General features: G+C 49.9%; 19 protein-coding genes and 2 pseudogenes. 16 read left to right on the forward strand and 5 right to left on the reverse strand.

Going from position 1 to position 17,459, the window contains the following annotated elements:
• The first annotated feature begins 62 nt into the window (after positions 1-62).
• Positions 63-317: a CsbD family protein gene (locus KB236_10015; GenBank protein ID UIF28855.1), complete on the forward strand. Its 255-nt coding sequence runs from the start codon at positions 63-65 to the stop codon at positions 315-317.
• Between the two features lie 110 nt (positions 318-427).
• Here KB236_10015 and KB236_10020 read toward each other — a convergent pair whose 3' ends face one another.
• The gene (locus KB236_10020) at positions 428-1,618 is read right to left on the reverse strand and encodes an AraC family transcriptional regulator (protein ID UIF28856.1); all 1,191 of its coding nucleotides are present in this window, start codon (positions 1,616-1,618) and stop codon (positions 428-430) included.
• 334 nt (positions 1,619-1,952) lie between these two features.
• On the opposite strand from KB236_10020, the gene KB236_10025 reads away from it, so the two are divergent.
• Both KB236_10025 and KB236_10030 read left to right on the forward strand, forming a co-directional pair.
• A complete protein-coding gene (locus KB236_10025) occupies positions 1,953-2,843 on the forward strand; it encodes a DMT family transporter (protein UIF30346.1) in 891 nt (296 codons plus the stop codon).
• Between the two features lie 101 nt (positions 2,844-2,944).
• Positions 2,945-3,541, forward strand: coding sequence for a pentapeptide repeat-containing protein (locus KB236_10030; protein UIF28857.1), 597 nt, complete (start codon positions 2,945-2,947; stop codon positions 3,539-3,541).
• 54 nt (positions 3,542-3,595) lie between these two features.
• On the opposite strand, the gene KB236_10035 is transcribed toward KB236_10030, so the two are convergent.
• Positions 3,596-4,489, reverse strand: coding sequence for an IS3 family transposase (locus KB236_10035; protein ID UIF30347.1), 894 nt, complete (start codon positions 4,487-4,489; stop codon positions 3,596-3,598).
• Positions 4,462-4,944 (reverse strand): helix-turn-helix domain-containing protein, encoded by a 483-nt coding sequence (locus tag KB236_10040; protein ID UIF28858.1) that lies wholly within the window; start codon positions 4,942-4,944, stop codon positions 4,462-4,464. Before KB236_10040 ends, KB236_10035 begins: the two co-directional genes overlap by 28 nt.
• Before the next feature lie 132 nt (positions 4,945-5,076).
• Here KB236_10040 and KB236_10045 point away from each other — a divergent pair, with 132 nt between their 5' ends.
• Positions 5,077-5,241: a hypothetical protein gene (locus tag KB236_10045; GenBank protein ID UIF28859.1), complete on the forward strand. Its 165-nt coding sequence runs from the start codon at positions 5,077-5,079 to the stop codon at positions 5,239-5,241.
• Positions 5,242-5,279: 38 nt separating this feature from the next.
• Here KB236_10045 and KB236_10050 read toward each other — a convergent pair whose 3' ends face one another.
• Positions 5,280-6,179 carry a hypothetical protein gene (locus tag KB236_10050; GenBank protein UIF28860.1) on the reverse strand — a complete coding sequence of 300 codons (900 nt, stop codon included), beginning with the start codon at positions 6,177-6,179 and terminating at the stop codon, positions 5,280-5,282.
• 404 nt (positions 6,180-6,583) lie between these two features.
• Between KB236_10050 and KB236_10055 the strand changes: the two genes are divergently transcribed.
• The 3 genes from KB236_10055 (at position 6,584) to KB236_10065 (ending at position 8,358) form a co-directional block, all read left to right on the forward strand.
• On the forward strand, positions 6,584-6,961 hold the full coding sequence (locus KB236_10055; GenBank protein UIF28861.1) for a nuclear transport factor 2 family protein: 378 nt from the start codon (positions 6,584-6,586) through the stop codon (positions 6,959-6,961).
• A 68-nt stretch (positions 6,962-7,029) separates the two neighbouring features.
• Positions 7,030-7,887, forward strand: a complete 858-nt coding sequence (locus tag KB236_10060; GenBank protein ID UIF30348.1) for an NAD(P)H-binding protein — start codon at positions 7,030-7,032, stop codon at positions 7,885-7,887.
• 39 nt (positions 7,888-7,926) lie between these two features.
• Positions 7,927-8,358, forward strand: coding sequence for an Rrf2 family transcriptional regulator (locus KB236_10065; GenBank protein ID UIF28862.1), 432 nt, complete (start codon positions 7,927-7,929; stop codon positions 8,356-8,358).
• Between the two features lie 54 nt (positions 8,359-8,412).
• Here KB236_10065 and KB236_10070 read toward each other — a convergent pair whose 3' ends face one another.
• On the reverse strand, positions 8,413-8,943 hold the full coding sequence (locus KB236_10070) for a TetR/AcrR family transcriptional regulator (GenBank protein ID UIF28863.1): 531 nt from the start codon (positions 8,941-8,943) through the stop codon (positions 8,413-8,415).
• 74 nt (positions 8,944-9,017) lie between these two features.
• Between KB236_10070 and KB236_10075 the strand changes: the two are divergent.
• The 9 genes and pseudogenes from KB236_10075 to KB236_10115 all read left to right on the forward strand — a co-directional run bounded on the left by KB236_10075 (position 9,018) and on the right by KB236_10115 (position 17,168).
• Positions 9,018-9,793: pseudogene (locus KB236_10075) on the forward strand (IS5 family transposase).
• 167 nt (positions 9,794-9,960) lie between these two features.
• Positions 9,961-10,736: pseudogene (locus KB236_10080) on the forward strand (IS5 family transposase).
• Positions 10,737-10,895: 159 nt separating this feature from the next.
• Positions 10,896-11,525 (forward strand): GNAT family N-acetyltransferase, encoded by a 630-nt coding sequence (locus KB236_10085; GenBank protein ID UIF28864.1) that lies wholly within the window; start codon positions 10,896-10,898, stop codon positions 11,523-11,525.
• Positions 11,526-11,670: 145 nt separating this feature from the next.
• Entirely contained in the window at positions 11,671-13,557 is a 1,887-nt protein-coding gene (locus tag KB236_10090; GenBank protein ID UIF28865.1) for a beta-galactosidase, read from the forward strand.
• The gene (locus KB236_10095) at positions 13,541-14,488 is read left to right on the forward strand and encodes a beta-galactosidase small subunit (protein ID UIF28866.1); all 948 of its coding nucleotides are present in this window, start codon (positions 13,541-13,543) and stop codon (positions 14,486-14,488) included. The genes KB236_10090 and KB236_10095 overlap by 17 nt, the downstream gene beginning before the upstream one ends.
• 312 nt (positions 14,489-14,800) lie before the next feature.
• On the forward strand, positions 14,801-15,358 hold the full coding sequence (locus KB236_10100; protein UIF28867.1) for a hypothetical protein: 558 nt from the start codon (positions 14,801-14,803) through the stop codon (positions 15,356-15,358).
• 190 nt (positions 15,359-15,548) lie between these two features.
• Positions 15,549-16,202 carry an NAD(P)H-binding protein gene (locus tag KB236_10105; protein ID UIF28868.1) on the forward strand — a complete coding sequence of 218 codons (654 nt, stop codon included), beginning with the start codon at positions 15,549-15,551 and terminating at the stop codon, positions 16,200-16,202.
• Between the two features lie 22 nt (positions 16,203-16,224).
• A complete protein-coding gene (locus tag KB236_10110) occupies positions 16,225-16,662 on the forward strand; it encodes a MerR family transcriptional regulator (protein ID UIF28869.1) in 438 nt (145 codons plus the stop codon).
• A 56-nt stretch (positions 16,663-16,718) separates the two neighbouring features.
• Positions 16,719-17,168: an NAD(P)H-binding protein gene (locus KB236_10115; GenBank protein UIF28870.1), complete on the forward strand. Its 450-nt coding sequence runs from the start codon at positions 16,719-16,721 to the stop codon at positions 17,166-17,168.
• Positions 17,169-17,459: the final 291 nt, after the last annotated feature.

Genomic DNA, 17,459 nt, shown 5'->3' on the forward strand with positions numbered 1-17,459 from the left:
ACAGGCGTCCGTATACTTAAGGATAATCATTGTTAAGCCGAAGCCAAAGGAGGCAGTTTACCATGAAGAATCTACTACTCGGTGTCAGTCTGGCGGCCAATGTGGCGCTGGCCTACTTGGTGGTCGCCGATCGTGATCAATTCAAGGCCCTACAGTCCCGCGCGGATAGTGCGGTGGACCAGGTGGCAGGTAAGGCCCAGCAGTTAAAGGGGTCTCTGACCGGAGACCTCGGTGATAAGGTCAAGGGCAACCTGCGTGAGGGCCGTGGTGATGTAAAAGAAGTTATCAATGACGTGAAGTCGGAGTTTAAAGCGTAATTTAACAGTCAAACGGGTCGCGGGAAGTTTTCCCGCGGCCCGTTTGTGCGCTGTGTGGCCGTTGATGAGTTTTTAAGTATTAACTGATTTTAATAATCAATTATTAATAATTAGCCCACGTTGATGTTGGTGAAGTTATAGAGGTGCCAACCGTCCGTTAGATGCGGATTGTTGCGGGCTTTATTTGGTGGTACGCCCACGAAGCGTTTGAACTCGCGGGTCAGGTGGGCCTGGTCGGCAAAGTTTAGGATGGCTGCGATTTCCGAGAGCGGCAGGTTGGTCGTCTGGAGAATTTCAATCGCCCGGTTAATCTTGACGAGAATCTTGAACCGAGAGATCGTGACGCCGACCTCGCTGTGAAATAATGCAGATAGATAGTGGGGAGAAATTCCCAGCTGATTGGCGAGTTGGCCCATGGTGACGTTGGTTTCGGGACCGTTCATGATGATCTGATAGGCCCGCCGTACCGGAGCGGATAGATGGACGGCCTTGAGTTGGTGGACCCGTTGCGCCATGTCTTTGATCATGGTTTCAATGCCACTCATCACGTCGTCGTAGGTAGTCAACGTCTCCAGCGTCCGCACGTAATGGTCGTTGAGTGAATAGGCCTGATCAAAATCCATGCCGGCATGAATGGCCGCGCGCAGGGTCACCGACGTGCTGATGATGCCCCAATTCTTGATGTTTCGCAGATTACTGCCGTCCGCGAGAATTCCGATACGCCCAGAGTTCACCAGGCCGATGAAGGCGTCGTGAACCATCGAGGGTTTGCCCAACTCGACGGCTGTCTTCAACGCTTTTTCATAGGCGTAGCTGACGTGCGCACCCTCGTCCTCGAAGTTCACTAGAATCAGCTTGTCGTTGAACTGATTGGAGGGGATGGCCTGGTCAAAGGCGGTGGTGATGGCAGCCTCGCTCAGTGGGAGTCGCAGCAATTGCGCCAACACCAGAATCTGGTCAATGCACTGCTGCCGCGGAATCGAATAGGTACTCAGCACCTGCGGCAGATAAATGGTACGGGCGTCCGTACTGCTGGGCCGCCGACTGGTCACATCGGTGAGAAGGATGGGGCCCAAGATATAGGTGTGCTCGTCCTGAATCAGGCAGACGGAGAAGAGATTCTGACTGTGGCGAAAGACGGTGATGGCGGTCTCCCGATTGGGGATTTCATGGAAGATAGCGGTATAGGCGGCCGCCAGTAGTTTACCCTGCTTAAAGACGACTTCGGGGCGATGCTGAAAGGTCTTGAAGATGACGGCCGGCGCATTGATGGCCGCCAGATAACGGGTTACTAGACTCACGAGAACCCCCTCACTTTCGTTAAATAAAATTCAAAAAGTAGATATTTATTCAAAGACTAAGCAGAAAAGTCCGATTATGTAAGCGCTATATTAGTTATACCGTAGCTTGCGCAGAAATACCAGTGGGGGTTGCCTCGCGTATTGACTAGCCAGAGTTCAGATGGGGAACCTGCCCCCAACCGGTGTTGCCAAATTGGCTAGCCCAAGCGAGCCACCAAGGCCGCCGGGGTTACTTTACACCGGTCACGACAGTTTTACCCGATTATCTGCAGGCATCCGCAGTTTAGGAGGCGTATAATGAAAGGGTGAAATTTATTGAACGGGGTGAATGTTTTTGCGAAAGTTAGCACCATTCTTTGTGGCGTTGGGCGCGATTAGTTTTGGCGTCCCGGCCACACTGATGAAGATTGCCCGGAGTGAGGGTGTGGTCAACGGACCGCTATTATTCTGGTCATTTCTAAGTGCCGTGGTGATTCTCGGCGTGATTCACATTGCGCGGCGACGGTGGCTGCGGTATCAACATACGAATTGGAAGCAGATCTTGGCGGTGATGGCCGCCGGGACGGCCTCTGGTTTTACCAATACCTTCTATATTCAATCGTTGAAATTAATTCCGGTGGCGGCCGCCGCAGTCATGCTGATGCAGGCGGTCTGGTTGTCGGTCTTGCTGGGTAGCATTATTCACAAGCGGCGACCATCGCGGCTTCAGGTCATCAGCATTGTGCTGGTCCTGATTGGGACGGTGCTGGCGGCCGGACTCTTTCCGATTACGCAGTCGCTGTCGTTGTGGGGCCTGTTTCTGGCCTTTCTGGCGGCCTGCGCGTATGCCTGCACGATTCAGTTTACCGCGATGCTGGGGAACAACTTGGACCCGATGAGTAAGACGTGGTTGCTGTGTGTGGGGGCTTTCCTGCTGATTTCGGTCGCTTGGGGACCACAGATTGTCTCGGCACCGGTGACGTTTGATACCGTTAAATGGGCGTTTTGGATTGCCATCTTCTCCATGGTCTTCCCGCTGGTGGCCTACTCAATCTTCATGCAGTACCTAGACCTCGGAATTGGGCCAATTCTGTCGTCACTGGAATTGCCCGCCTCCATCACGATTGCCTTTCTGGTCTTAGGCGAACGAGTGGATTGGCTTCAGGTTGTCGGCGTGCTCATCATCATTGGCGCCGTGATTCTCCCGAACGTGTGGGGGATGCAGCGTCAGAATCAATTACGCTAATTGTTTCATGTGAAACAACAGAAGTCGCCCGCCGACATTGTCCGCGGTGCGGCTTCTTTTTGTGGTATTCTAGGTGCAACTAAAGTCAGGGGGATGAAAAAATGACGACGATCACCGAAGAAACGCTATCATTAGATGCCGTAGCGGCAGGAAATCAATACGTGGATTGCGAGTTGACCTACTCCAATCAAGACATTCGGGTTGAAGAGGTGACTTTTGACAAATGTCGCTTCCAGCAGACAGATTTCAAGGGCAGTGAGTGGCTCGACTGTAACTTTCGGGGTTGTCAGTTTCTGAATTGCCAATTCCAGCAAAGCTATCTGTATCGTTGCGCGTTCAATGCTTGCCAGCTCTTGGGTAGCGACTTCACCGAAGCACGGCTAAAGGATATGACCATCGTCGACTCGCGAGCGGACTACGCCAACTTCGCCGAGGCCGTCCTCACCGGGGTGACGCTGATCGACACCCGGTTGCTAGAGGCAAGCTTTCAAGCGGTGACGGTTAAACGGTATCTGAACTTCAACCGCTGCGACTTGACCCGCGCCGATTTTACGGAAAGTCGACTAAAATTGGTCGATTTACGCAGTAGCCAGATTACGGCGCTCGCCTTTACCCCCGGACTGGTCCGGGGCTGTCAGATTGACCCCCTGCAGGCCGTGACCTTTGCGGCGGCGTTGGGGCTAGATATTCAGGATTAAAAAAGTGAGTAGCGGCTGCGTACTGAAGTGAACCCCATAAATTGGAGTGAATTTCTAAGCTACTAATTGGCTGGCATGTTCCCGGTATTTTACCGGGGACATGCCGGCCAATTTTGTTTTTATCCGGTGGTAATTGTAATAATCTACGTATTCGGTTATTGCTGCCGCAAGCTCTTGATAACTGCTATAACTGTGATTATGAACAGTCTCTACCTTAAGAATGTGGAAAATACTCTCTGCTACGGCGTTATCAAGGCATGTGGCCTTGCGGCTCATGCTTTGAAAGACTCGAGCTTCTTTGAGAATATTGATATATCGACAGTTCTGGTACTGGAATCCTTGATCCGAGTGAATAGTCATTCGATAAGGCACTTTGGGTCTTCTTACTGTAAGGCGTTCTAAGGGATCAGTGACGAATTTAACTGTTGGATGCTGACTAATTGCCCACTCAAGAATTTCTCCGTTATAAAGATCAATGTAGGCAGTGAAGTATGCACGTTCATTGACGGTCTGATGACCCCAACGCACTTCGGTGACATCAGTCACGATTTTTTGAAAAGGGCGATTGGTCTTAAAGTTGCGATTTAGACGGTTTCTAGCGATTTTACCGACAGTACCTTTATACGAGTTGTACTTCTTTGTTTGCCGTTTAAAGGCAGTGCACAATAAATTATTTTCGCGCATGATTCTCAAAACCGCCTTATGATTGACCAGTATGCCTTTATTCCTAAGTGCTAAGGTTACAGTGCGATAACCATAGTCTGGATTGTTTTGTCGAATCTTTTTGACCTCTTCAACTAACGTTGAAGAGGTGTTTTGATACTTACGATGACAAGCATCATGATAGCTACTGCTCGACATCTTGGCCGCTTTCAATACCACAACTAATTTGACGTTGAATTTACACCTTAGCTCAGTGATTAGCTGGGCTTTTTCTTGGTTTGAGATTTTTTCTGTGCTAAGGCTTCGAGTTTTTCCAAGTAGGCTACCCGAATGCGTAAAATTTCATTCTCTTCTTGAAGTTGTTTGAGTGTTTTAGAATCCTTTGATTTGCCTGTCACTTTTAAAGACCGTCCTTTGAATGGCTTCAAACGTCCCTCAATCAGCTTTCGCTCCCAATCCCATATTGTAACTGGGTTCTTTAGGCGGAAGTGGCTTGCTGTAGCTGGATATGAGGCATGATGAGTCTGTCGCCATTTGATGACTTTAATTTTAAAGGAATAGTCGTAAAAAGTCTTCTCTGAATGGTTCTCCAAGCCCGGAATACCAAACAATTTAAAATTGGCTAACCATTGATAAATGGTCGCGGAGCCTTTGATCCCATACTCTTGCATTAATTTCTGTGGCGATTTTCCTTGAAGATATTTAGTTAAGACTTGTTGTTTTATTTTAGCTGAAAACATAGTAAAACCCCTCGAGTTGGATTTACTCCAATTCGAGGGGTTCACTTCAGTACAGGTCGTTACTCACTTTTGGTTCGCGATGACGGTTACCGGGGTAGGTTCGAGGGTCGTGGCTTCCGCGCGGGTGCTCCAGTGGCTCAGACAGATGCTGGCGGTGGCCCCGAGGATAATGATGGCGAGGATGATTTTGATGACTTTTTCGTTGATGGTAAGGGCCTCCTTGGTTGGGTCGAGGATAACAGGTTTGATGGGCGAGGGCAAGTCCTTTGCGAAGATGCTTACCCGACAGAGGGCTAGTTAAAAAGGATTGCCCAAATATGAGCAATCCTTTTTAGCTAGCCACTAACCCCGTCATATCCAATAAACGTGAAGTAGGTCTTGCCGCCAATGCGATAGAGACTGTCGAAGGTACCGGCAATGCCGTTGTCTTCGTTACCAGCGTTGTGTTGGGGGTCGTGTAAGTTCTTTAGCGTCACGCGATATTGATAAAGGCCGGCGTGACTGACGCGCTTGGTTTTTAAGCCCTTGATATCGTGGCTGAAATACAGCACGCGGTACGGGTCATGGAAGTCGGTCTTAGTGATCTTCGCCATGCCAGCTGGCTTTTGCATGAAGCCCAGTCCCGCGTTGGCCTTGGCGTCGTATTTCATATATTCGAGATAGCCATCGGGGGTCACGCGAATGCTGGCCGTAGTGGTCTCCTCGGAGCTCAGCGCGGCCTGGGCACCGCCGAGATACAGGTCACCGTGGCTGTAGCCGGGCATGAAGTCCGGGGCGGGAATTCGCTTAAACGCCGTCAATTTATCCGTGGCCTTGAGGGTCGCCTGGGGATCGTAAGCGCCAGCTCCAGGGTCGATCGTGTAGCCAGTCGGCGCGCTCTGCTGGATGAGCGGATAACTTAGCCGCGCCAAGTACAATTGAAGCGTGGGAACGAGAAAATCACCGGATTTGGTGCTCGTGAGATTTCCCGCCACCACTGTTCCGGCCGGGATGGTGAGATCGCGGCTGAGTGCGTGCCCCACTTTGTGCGTGGGGACGAAGTTGACTTTGACTTTGATGGTGCGGGTGACTTCGAAGTATTGACTGAGGTTCAAGAAGTCGGTGCTGGCCGTGAAGTTACCGACCTTAACCAAAGCGCTGGGCTTTTCGGTCTGTGCGTTGCTCGATCGTCCGCCGACCAGGAGCGCTGCTAAACAGGCCGCGATTCCGGCGCCAATTTTAAAGAATTTATGCATGCTGCCATCCGGCCTCCTACGAAATTTTGGATACGTTTAGTATACCGGAAAGCCCGTTATAAACAAACGAACAAATGTTCTTTTGTGGAAAATTTTCGAAGTTAACCCGGGTTATATTTCCCTAAAATAATTAGGGCCAACGGTCGGGGCGTTATCTCTTGTCTCGCGGCGTGGGCGGATTGGTCATTCTCGTGATGTTGCTGCTGGTACCTCAGGATGCCGACACGATTGTTGGTTTTTGCGCGGGGTTACGTGGCTGAATTAAGCATAACGTCGAAGAACTGACAAGAAATTGTCAGTTTTTTTGATTTACCTGTTGACTTAAAGTTAACAAGTCGTTATGATGATCCCTGCGCTTTAGAAAGTAACAACAAATTCAATTCATTTAAAGAGGCTGATAACAGATGACCAATAAACAACGCGCATTGGATTATTTAAAGGCGGCATTTGTCGACAAAGACTTAGCGAAGGTGGAGACTTTTCTGGGCGACCACTGGATACAGCACAATCCCAACGTGCCCGATGGTCTAGAGGCATTGCGGGGAATTATCGCCGGTAATGAAATTAACTGGCAACCTAGTATTGCGTTGGAAGAGGGCGATATCGTGGCGGTTCATGGGCGCTACACCAATTTCTTTGGCAAGACGATGATCGGTGTAGATTTTTTCCGCTTTGATGAAAACGGCAAGATGACGGAGCACTGGGATGTTCTACAAGAAGAGGTTCCAGCCGACAAGACCGCCAGTGGCAATGCCATGTTCCCGATTGTTCCGCAAAAATAACCCGGGAAATTTTTATCCTAGCTGTTGCAATCTAATTAACAGATGTTAAAATAAGGAGATAATTAATGATGAAGTATGCTATTTCTGCAGCGACTGGACATTTCGGTCAAATCGCCATTCAACACTTATTGAAGACCGTCCCAGCTAGCAATATTGTCGCGATTGTCCGTAACGCCAAGAAGGGCCATCTGGTACTACCAGATGGCATCACGATTCGCCAGGCCGATTATACGGACGAAGCCGCGCTGGAGACGGCATTGGCGGGCGTCGATCGCTTGCTGTTTATTTCGTCCGTTCCCGGTGGTGAGATTTCACGGCAACAACAGCATGCCAACGTGGTGAGTGCGGCACAAGCGGCGGGCGTTGAGTACGTCGCCTACACCAGTTTTGCCAAGGCCGATACGGCGCAATCACCGCTATCCAGGGACCATGTGACAACGGAGAAGTTGATCAAGTCGAGTGGATTGGCCTACAGTTTCTTGCGGAACGCTTGGTACTTGGAAAATGAAATCAGTTATTTGCAGGCTGGTGCCGCAAGAAAGTCTGGTGTTTACGCGGCCGGCGCGGGGCAGATTAGTTTCGCCCTGGAACGGGAATATGCCGAAGCCGCGGCAAAGGTCTTGCAACTGGCGAATCCACAACCAGTGTATGAGTTCGGTGGCCAGCCGCGGACCTATGCTGACTTAGCCAAGGCCGTCCAGCAGGCGACGGGCAAGCCCGCAGACTTCCAGTCGGTCTCCAGTGACGCGTACCGCCAAGCGTTGTTAGCCGGCGGTATGGCGGCGGAAATGGTCGATGTCTTTGCCAGCATGCAACAAATGATGAAAGATAATGAACTTAAGGTGACGGCCGCTGATCTAGAATCCGTTCTGGGACGGTCATTGACACCACTCCCCGACGCAATTAACGAGATTTTACAGCGTTAGGCAGAGGATGGGGTGGTCACCAAATTGGAGGACCGATTCATGAAATATTCTTACAAATTAAGTGATGCCATCCACATCCTAGTCTACATTCACATCGCGCCTAAGGGCCTGCTCGACAGCACAACCATCGCAACCAGTGTGGAATCCAATCCTAGCGTGGTTCGCCGGTTGATGGCGACCTTGAAAAAGGCCGGGTTGATTGACAGTCGAGCGGGGACGGCCGAGCCGAAATTAGCCCGACCAGCTACCGAAATTTCACTACTCGACGTGTTTCGAGCGGTGGAACCGAATTCGGCTTTACTGCACGTTGATCCGCGGACCAATTCGGATTGTCCAGTGGGCGCGCACATTCAGCAAACGTTGGATGGTGCCTACAGTCGAATTCAACGGGCGGCTGAAAACGAGATGCGTCAGCTGACGATTCAAGATATGGTTGAAGATATTCAGCTGCGGAATCACCAAGTTGGCTAATTTAACATGAATGAACGCAATCGCGGATTGACCAGTTGGCCGATCCGCGATTTTTTAGATACGTTCGATAATATTGGTGACGACAACCGTCAATTCTGCTTGCGAAATAGTTCCGTGACGCAGCCAATCTGTCATGACGCCGATGATGCCATTGACGGAACAGACGACGTCATAGTAATCTTGTGGGTTTTCGCGGTCGAGGTGTTCGAAAAATAAAACTTTTTCAACTAATTTTGATTTAAGTTGATCGATAGTTTGATGATTGCTGGATTGCGTGATTAGTTCAAAGAGTTCGCGGTGCGCCATCACATAGTGAATACTGGTGGTCGCTAATTCGCTAAAACTGGCTGTACTATCGGCCGGGTAAGTCTTAGCCAATTTCTGCAATAGTGTTGTAATTGTTTCACTGACAATCTGATTATAGCAATCATAGATATCATCGTAGTGGAGATAGAAGGTGCTGCGTGAGATGTCGGCTTGCGCGATGATAGCCGCTACACTGATTTTAGCCAATGGTTGCGTTTTTAATTGTGAAATTAAAGCATGTTTAATCGCATTTTGGGTTTTGCGAATACGACGATCCAAAGGAGTCCCTCCTAGGGTCTGTTCCTAAACATTGATTTCTGGTATACTCCATCAAAAACGGATTGGAGTACATCATGACTATACCAAAGCGCTATGAACTAACTGACGAACAGTGGAACCGCATTGAACCAATGTTTCCAGCCTATCGTACCGGTCGACCAGCCACCATTGATAACCGAACGGCTTTCAATGGTATTCTCTGGCTGATGCGAAGCGGAGCGGCATGGCGTGACGTTCCCGAGCGCTACGGTCACTGGAAGGCAATTTACAGCCGATTTCAACGTTGGTCAAATTCCGGTCTGTTTCTAAAAATGTTTGAAGAACTTTCTCAAGATCCAGACATGGAGAACATCAGCTTAGATTCAACCAGTATTCGGGTTCATCAAAAAGCTACCGGTGCTAAAAAAACGCAGTCAATGCAGAGTTCAACCAATTCATAGGACGAAGCCGAGGTGGCCTTACCACCAAGGTTCATGCGTTAGTAGATGGACTGGGCAACCCACTAAAATTCTTGCTTTCAGGTGGTCAGGTACACGATAGTATTGCGGCACCTGAACTACTTGAAACTGTTGATTTGACTAACGTAAACGTGATTGCGGATAAAGCATATGGTGCCGAAAAGCTAAGAGACCAAATTACATCAGCCCATGGGACCTATACCATTCCGCCAAAAGAGAATGCCAAAGATCCTTGGGACTGTGATTATTTCACCTACTGTGAACGTCACCTGATTGAAGACTTTTTTAATCAAATGAAGAACTTTAGACGCTTCGCAACACGCTACGATAAGCTAGCTACCAGCTTCTTGTCCACCATATACATCTGCGCCATCATGATTCTATTGAAATAGTTTGAGAACAGGCCCTAGTATAGCACAGAAATAAAAAAGGCCAATAGGGTATACCCTAATGGACATTGAACTAACTTAGCGAAAAAGAAAAAATTCACCTTCCTTTAGGGTCTGTTCCTAAACATTGATTTCTGGTATACTCCATCAAAAACGGATTGGAGTACATCATGACTATACCAAAGCGCTATGAACTAACTGACGAACAGTGGAACCGCATTGAACCAATGTTTCCAGCCTATCGTACCGGTCGACCAGCCACCATTGATAACCGAACGGCTTTCAATGGTATTCTCTGGCTGATGCGAAGCGGAGCGGCATGGCGTGACGTTCCCGAGCGCTACGGTCACTGGAAGGCAATTTACAGCCGATTTCAACGTTGGTCAAATTCCGGTCTGTTTCTAAAAATGTTTGAAGAACTTTCTCAAGATCCAGACATGGAGAACATCAGCTTAGATTCAACCAGTATTCGGGTTCATCAAAAAGCTACCGGTGCTAAAAAAACGCAGTCAATGCAGAGTTCAACCAATTCATAGGACGAAGCCGAGGTGGCCTTACCACCAAGGTTCATGCGTTAGTAGATGGACTGGGCAACCCACTAAAATTCTTGCTTTCAGGTGGTCAGGTACACGATAGTATTGCGGCACCTGAACTACTTGAAACTGTTGATTTGACTAACGTAAACGTGATTGCGGATAAAGCATATGGTGCCGAAAAGCTAAGAGACCAAATTACATCAGCCCATGGGACCTATACCATTCCGCCAAAAGAGAATGCCAAAGATCCTTGGGACTGTGATTATTTCACCTACTGTGAACGTCACCTGATTGAAGACTTTTTTAATCAAATGAAGAACTTTAGACGCTTCGCAACACGCTACGATAAGCTAGCTACCAGCTTCTTGTCCACCATATACATCTGCGCCATCATGATTCTATTGAAATAGTTTGAGAACAGGCCCTAATTTTTTAAAAGATATTTCTGGAAAATATGTCCAGAAACGGACAACTAGTCCGAAATTGTTCTGGCATCTGAGTCCATGGTGAGTATAGTACACAATTGTACAGTATTATACAATTGTTTTGAAAAAGGGGAGGAAGTTTAAATGGAATTTAGACCGGCAATTCGCTCTGACTTATCTGGCTTAGTCCAGCTATTAACACGAGCCTTTTACGCCTATCCAACATTTACCATGGCTTTGCGTTCGGAATTTCGGGGCACCACGGGTTACGATAAGTTTTTGAACGATTACTTTGTCATGGATTTATTGCTTTATTGGCGTAAGGGGAAACTTGTGGTGGCGGAAGAGCAAGGCCAATTAATTGGTGTTGGGGTCATGGCAGCGCCTAATGTTAGGCTTACATGGTGGGACTATTTTCGTTCTGGAGGTTTACGGTTAGTATGGCCATATTTGTGGCATCGCCGTGGTCGTTTGGCTGAGATTAGTCGTGCCGATGGGATGGCGCAACCATCCCAAGAGACATGGACTCTAGTGTACTTTGCGGTTGATCCTGATTTTCAAGGTCGTGGCGTGGGGACGCGGCTATTGAATCAACAGATCATTCCCACGGTACGTGCGGCGGGGGCTAAGAGTCTGACGCTAGTTACCAATACACAGCGTAATGTACGGTACTACTCTGATCAAAGTTTTCAGGTGGTGACACATCATCAGGTAAATAGCCAAGGTGTTCAGGTGTTTAATTGGCAACTTACGCGTCAGGTGACGATGTCGTAGTTTCTTTATGTAGCTGGAAGGATCACTTATTCTGGCTACTTTTTGTTGGTCTGAAAAAAATTTGGCTGGTTCCAAATTCACGTGACCAGCTGTGCGCTGTATAATGAACGTATTGTAACCGCTTCAGAAAGGAAGTCTCAAACAGATGAAAGCAGATTTAACGTGGCTGGATGATCCCCAGACCTTCCGGATCAATCAAGTGCCAGCGCACAGTGATCACCGAGGCTATGCAAGCTTAACGGAAGCCACGGCGCACCGTAGCAGTCTGGTTCAGAGTCTGGATGGCGCGTGGGCCTTTCAGTTTGCCCGCGACCCCCAGCACCGGCCGGTCGGGTTTTACCAACCAGATTATGACCGCCGTTATTTTGACCGCTTACAGGTTCCCGGCCACATCGAACTCGCCGGATACGGGCAGATTCAGTACATCAATACGGCCTATCCTTGGGAAGGTAAGCATTATCGTCGTCCCGCCTATAGTCAGGGTGCCGATCAGCCCGAACGGGGAATGTTTAGCACCGATCCTGAGAATACCGTGGGCGCTTACGTGAAACACTTTACGCTCGACCCGGCATTGCAGGGAAAACGGGTCAGCATTGAGTTTGACGGCGTGGAACAAGCCATGTTTCTGTGGTTGAATGGGCAGTTTGTCGGTTATGCCGAGGATAGCTTTAGTCGCTCGGAGTTCGATCTGACACGTTATCTGCAGCCCGGTGAAAATCTGTTGGCCGTGGAAGTGTTTAAGCACAGTACGGCCGCTTTCCTAGAAGACCAGGACATGTTCCGCTTCTCCGGAATCTTTCGTAGTGTCCGCTTGGTTGCCAAGCCCGACTTGCACCTAGAAGACTTGACGATCAGAGCCGGGGTCGATGCGGCGTTAACGACCGGACAATTGGCCGTGACACTGCGGTTGTCGGCGGCCAAGCAACTCGCCGGGGCGGTTCAGGTTCGGCTACTGGATGCGACCGGCCAATCGCTGTGGCAAGCCGAACGCGACGTTGCCGACACGGTAGCGTTGACCGCGGACTTGCCCCACATCCACCTCTGGTCACATCATGATCCATACCTTTACCAGCTACAGGTCACGTTGCACGACGCAACGGGGGCGATGGTCGAAGTGGTCCCTTACCCGGTTGGGTTCCGGCGGCTAGAAATGAAGGATCACGTCATCACGTTGAACGGGCAACGCTTGATTTTAAACGGTGTCAACCGGCACGAATGGGATGCGCATCGCGGTCGAGCCGTAACCTTGGCGGACATGCAACGCGACCTAGACATCTTCGACGCTAACCATATCAACGCCGTGCGGACCTGTCACTACCCGGATCAGCCGGTCTGGTATGGCCTGTGCGATCGTCGCGGCATCTACATGATGGCCGAGAACAATCTCGAGACGCACGGGACCTGGCAGAAGATGGGTGCCGTAGAACCCTCGTACAACGTGCCCGGCGACCTGCCGCAATGGCAACTCGCCGTGCTTGATCGGGCCAAGAGTAACTATGAAATGTTTAAAAATCACCCGGCCATTTTGTTCTGGTCGCTGGGTAACGAATCCTATGCGGGTGAGGACTTGGTCGCGATGGATGCCTACTACCATCACGTGGATCCGACGCGGCTGACCCATTACGAGGGGGTCTTCCAGAATCGCGCCTACGCCGACCGCATTTCTGATGTGGAGAGTCGGATGTACAACCCGCCGCGTGAGATTGAGAAATATCTGCAAAATGCGCCAACCAAGCCATTTCTGGACTGTGAATATATGCATGACATGGGCAATTCACTGGGTGGCATGGCCAGTTACAATGACTTGTTGGATCGCTATCCGATGTATCAGGGTGGCTTCATCTGGGACTTCATCGACCAGGCGCTCTGGGTCAAGGACGCCGTCACCGGTCGGCCAGTTCTGCGCTACGGCGGGGACTTTGATGACCGACACAGCGATTACGAATTTTCCGGAGACGGTCTGCTCTTTGCCGACCGTACGCCGAAGCCAGCATTACAGGAGGTGCGCTACTACTATGGCCAACATGACTAAATTAAAATTAACGTTTGGCGACGTGACGCTGGGGGTGAGTGGCGACCATTTCCGCTACCTCTTTGCCTACGATCGCGGCGGTCTGGAATCGCTGGTTCGCGATGGTAAAGAATGGCTGTACCGCACGCCGGTCCCGGCCTTTTGGCGAGCCACCACGGATAACGACCGGGGTAATGGCTTTTCTCGGCGTTCGGCTATGTGGCTGGGCGCGGATATGTTTACCCACTGTACCCACGTGGCGGTGGCGGTAAATGACCGTGCAATTCCATTACCGATTGCGCCCGAAAATAACCGGTATACCGACCACGAGACGGCGGAAAAGGTGGCAATCACCTTTACCTATACGACACCAACCGTGCCAACAACGACGGTTGACGTGACGTATCAGGTCAGCGCGGGTGGCCGCTTGACCGTGGCCGTCCACTACCACGGTGCGGCCGGTTTGCCAGAGTTGCCCGCATTGGGTCTACGGTGGGTATTGCCCACGGCTGCAAGTGGCTTTGACTATCAGGGCCTGTCGGGTGAGACCTATCCGGATCGCCTGGCGGGTGGTCAACCGGGAACGTATCACGTGGCCGGCTTGCCGGTGACGCCATATCTGGTGCCGCAGGAATGTGGCATGCACATGGCGACCGATTGGGTGACGGTGACTCGTGAGCAGACGCTGAATAACGCCGATCCGGACCATCAGGCCTTTCAGTTGACGGTCCGCAAACACGACCAGCCCTTTGCCTTCAGCTGCCTGCCTTATACGCCAGAAGAGTTGGAAAACGCCACTCATCAAGAAGAGTTACCATTGCCGCGGCGAACGGTCCTGACGATTTACGGCGCCGTCCGTGGTGTCGGTGGTATCGATAGCTGGGGCGCCGACGTGGAACCGGCGTACCATATTTCCGGGGAGACGGACCACGCGTTTCAGTTTGAAATCTAACATTCAAGGCCAACTGTGATGAGTGCAGTTGGCCTTTTTGGCTGCCGTGATGACAAGGATAATTATGGCAAAAGTTAGACCAATCGGCCCATTGCGGAAGTTGCTATGACGCTAGGTGGGGCGGGCAGTTAGACCACTACGCCTTGGCTGAAATTGCGCAGATTTAGGGCTTGCTCGGCCGTTCAGGGGATGCTATAGTTTAGCTAACCTCAAAGATACGGGATAGTAGCTGAAATGACAAATGAAATGCTTTATTTTTATACTTATAAATTGGTAAAAAGATGGGTTAACGTGATATAAGGAGGAACTGATATGCAGCGAAGCGGGCAACGACACCATGCGCGGGGGATTGCGATGTTAGTGGCAGTCTTGGCTTTATTAGTTGGTTTGGGCCTAGCCACCACAACGGCCGGTGCAAAGTCGGCCAATGGACGGAAGACGCACACCGAGAAAGTTCGGCTGATGAAGAAGAATAATCGAGTCTTAAAGGCCGCCACATTAAATGCGAAGGGCTTGTCGATCGCGTGGAAGGACGTGCTCCAGCACAAGGTTAAATTGTTAAAGCAACTGAAGAAGACGATTACCAAGGAAAAGGGCAGTGTGTATTCGGTCCGCCAAGTCAGGGCCCTCACGCATAAGATTGATCGGCTCAATAAGAAGTATACCCACAAGCTTAAGAAGCTAAAAGCCCACAAGGATCCGGCCAGTATTCACTATTCTTGGTATAAGGAGAAGAACGGCTACACGGCGTTCATGAAGGACAAGATTAAATGGGTCGGGAACCGTGCGTACGTTGTCTGGGGAATTCAAGAACATGATGGTAAATTTACCAATTATGGTGGCCACGGCAACGGCTTCACGACAGATTAATGGGGGATTAAAGGTCTGGAATTGCGTTTCCAGATCTTTTGCGTTCTTATGCGGTTGCGGTTCCCTTGAAGTGGTTATTGAGAGAGTCGGGTCAAAATTAATTTAATTTTTGGCAACTTTCTACTTGCCTTGAAGTCCACATGAAGGTTTAACCTAGGGTCATTCAAGTGTTCAGAAAGGAAGTTTCACGATGACCAAAAATGTTTTAATTCTAGCCGCAAACGGCCAAATTGCCCGGCTTGTTGAACAACGGATTCTAACGGAAGATGCTTTTGCCGAGGTCAAATTGACCCTCTTCTTACGTAACGCCAGTCGTTTACAGGATCTTCAAGATAATCCGCGGGTGGCGCTGATTGAGGGCGACATCACGGATGCCGACGCGGTCAGCGCGGCAATCGTTGATCAAGACTTGGTCTTCGTCGCCGTGGTCGATCACGACCGGCAAAACCGACTCACGAAAAACGTGATTGCTGGGATGCAGGATCACCAGGTGGCGCGGGTCGTCTTCACTAATGTATTGGGACTCTACAATGAAGTGGGCGGTGAATTTGGCCGCTGGAACCTCGAGATGATTGGTGCGGGCATGGCGCCAGCGCGGCAATCAGACCAGTTGTTAGCCGATTCTGGGCTAGACTATACTACCTTGCGTTTACCTTGGCTCAATGATCGGGATATTAAATACACGGTAACGACGAAGGAACAGCCGTATGACGGTGTTTCTGGTTCTCGGCGAAGCGTGGCCGATGTGGTCTTGAACATTATTGCTGACCCGACCCAGTACAGTCGTGATAGTATTGGGATAGCAGATCCAGCGACAGAAGGTCAATATCGGCCCGTTTACTAGGGCACAAGGAGTGTAAGCTAGGATGAATATTAAAGAAGCCAGTGAAAAGACGGGGGTCTCCTCCGCAGCCATCCGTTACTACGAAAAGGAATCATTAATTCCGGCGATTGACCGCACCGAGGTCGGTAATCGCGATATCGATGACCGGATTATTCGACGTATTCGGTTCGTCACGCAGATGCGGGCAGCTGGGATGAGCATTGAAAATCTTCGACGGTACATCGAATTATTCGATGCGCAGGAAGATAATACGAAAGAACAAAAGGCATTGTTGCAAGAACAACTGGAAGTTATGGAAGAAAAGCGCGATGACCTTCAGGCCGCGATAGACCACCTCAACTATAAGCTCAACCACTTCTACGATCACATGGAAGCCACGGAAGAGGAACTCCGTCAATTGGAGAAGCAACATGCAGAGAAGCTTGAGTCGACAGAACCAGCCGACGATGAACTGAAGTGATGATGAGGAGCGACTAGACATAATAGTCGCTCTTTTTTCACCAATGAGCTGGCTTTTTGGCTGGCCAAGATCTCGTGTTAGCCGATTTAGGTGGGACGTTTGAACCGATGGCCCAAAACATGGTGCGTGCCATGAGCGAGACGGGGGTTCAACGCTTACTGTATATTACGGGGCTGGGTCTGTACCATGAACTACCCGCAAAGTTTGACGCCTGGTTGGAACGGTCGATTGGGCACGCTGTCATGGAGGATACGCGGCGAGCGGCCAAACTGATCGAGGATTCGTCGCTCAACTACACCATCATTCGTGCTGGGTACATGACCAACAAGGATGAGATTGACTACGAGTTGACGGAAAAGGGCAAAACGTTCAAGGGAACCACCATCTCACGGAAGAGCATTGCTGATCTGATCGTGAAGATTGCCAAAAATCCTACCCTGCACAGCCGCAGCAGTCTAGGCATTGCGAAGGCTGGCACGGATGGTGATACGCCAGTATATGCCTAGCTAAAATTGGCAAGAGATGTTGGTGAATCCGGCAGCCAAGTTTGTAGCCACAACTAAAGCGGCCAGCTAACAGGAATAAAAATTTGTTGAGTGGTCGTTTTTAATTTAAGCCTTCGGTGCTTTCGGGCACATGAACTCACGCTGGCAAAGCGCCGATTGCTTTTTAGGCAAATTTCCTGACTAGCGATTATCAACGCTAAACTGTCGATAGGTTGTCGTTGATAACCTTGTTTTTCAAAAAAGCGCTTGCCTTAAAGTCCACTTCAAGGTCTAAACTAGAGTTATTGAATA

Source organism: Levilactobacillus brevis (genome assembly GCA_021383565.1).
GTDB classification, from domain to species: domain Bacteria; phylum Bacillota; class Bacilli; order Lactobacillales; family Lactobacillaceae; genus Levilactobacillus; species Levilactobacillus brevis_B.

Excerpts from the sequence above, each read along its gene's own strand:
- KB236_10085 (UIF28864.1), top strand. The coding sequence starts at position 10,896 with ATGGAATTTAGACCGGCAATTCGCTCTGACTTATCTGGCTTAGTCCAG.
- KB236_10090 (UIF28865.1), top strand. The coding sequence starts at position 11,671 with ATGAAAGCAGATTTAACGTGGCTGGATGATCCCCAGACCTTCCGGATC.
- KB236_10040 (UIF28858.1), bottom strand. The coding sequence starts at position 4,944 with ATGTTTTCAGCTAAAATAAAACAACAAGTCTTAACTAAATATCTTCAA.
- KB236_10105 (UIF28868.1), top strand. The coding sequence starts at position 15,549 with ATGACCAAAAATGTTTTAATTCTAGCCGCAAACGGCCAAATTGCCCGG.
- KB236_10055 (UIF28861.1), top strand. The coding sequence starts at position 6,584 with ATGACCAATAAACAACGCGCATTGGATTATTTAAAGGCGGCATTTGTC.
- KB236_10015 (UIF28855.1), top strand. The coding sequence starts at position 63 with ATGAAGAATCTACTACTCGGTGTCAGTCTGGCGGCCAATGTGGCGCTG.
- KB236_10110 (UIF28869.1), top strand. The coding sequence starts at position 16,225 with ATGAATATTAAAGAAGCCAGTGAAAAGACGGGGGTCTCCTCCGCAGCC.
- KB236_10100 (UIF28867.1), top strand. The coding sequence starts at position 14,801 with ATGCAGCGAAGCGGGCAACGACACCATGCGCGGGGGATTGCGATGTTA.
- KB236_10060 (UIF30348.1), top strand. The coding sequence starts at position 7,030 with ATGAAGTATGCTATTTCTGCAGCGACTGGACATTTCGGTCAAATCGCC.
- KB236_10095 (UIF28866.1), top strand. The coding sequence starts at position 13,541 with ATGGCCAACATGACTAAATTAAAATTAACGTTTGGCGACGTGACGCTG.
- KB236_10065 (UIF28862.1), top strand. The coding sequence starts at position 7,927 with ATGAAATATTCTTACAAATTAAGTGATGCCATCCACATCCTAGTCTAC.
- KB236_10050 (UIF28860.1), bottom strand. The coding sequence starts at position 6,179 with ATGCATAAATTCTTTAAAATTGGCGCCGGAATCGCGGCCTGTTTAGCA.
- KB236_10030 (UIF28857.1), top strand. The coding sequence starts at position 2,945 with ATGACGACGATCACCGAAGAAACGCTATCATTAGATGCCGTAGCGGCA.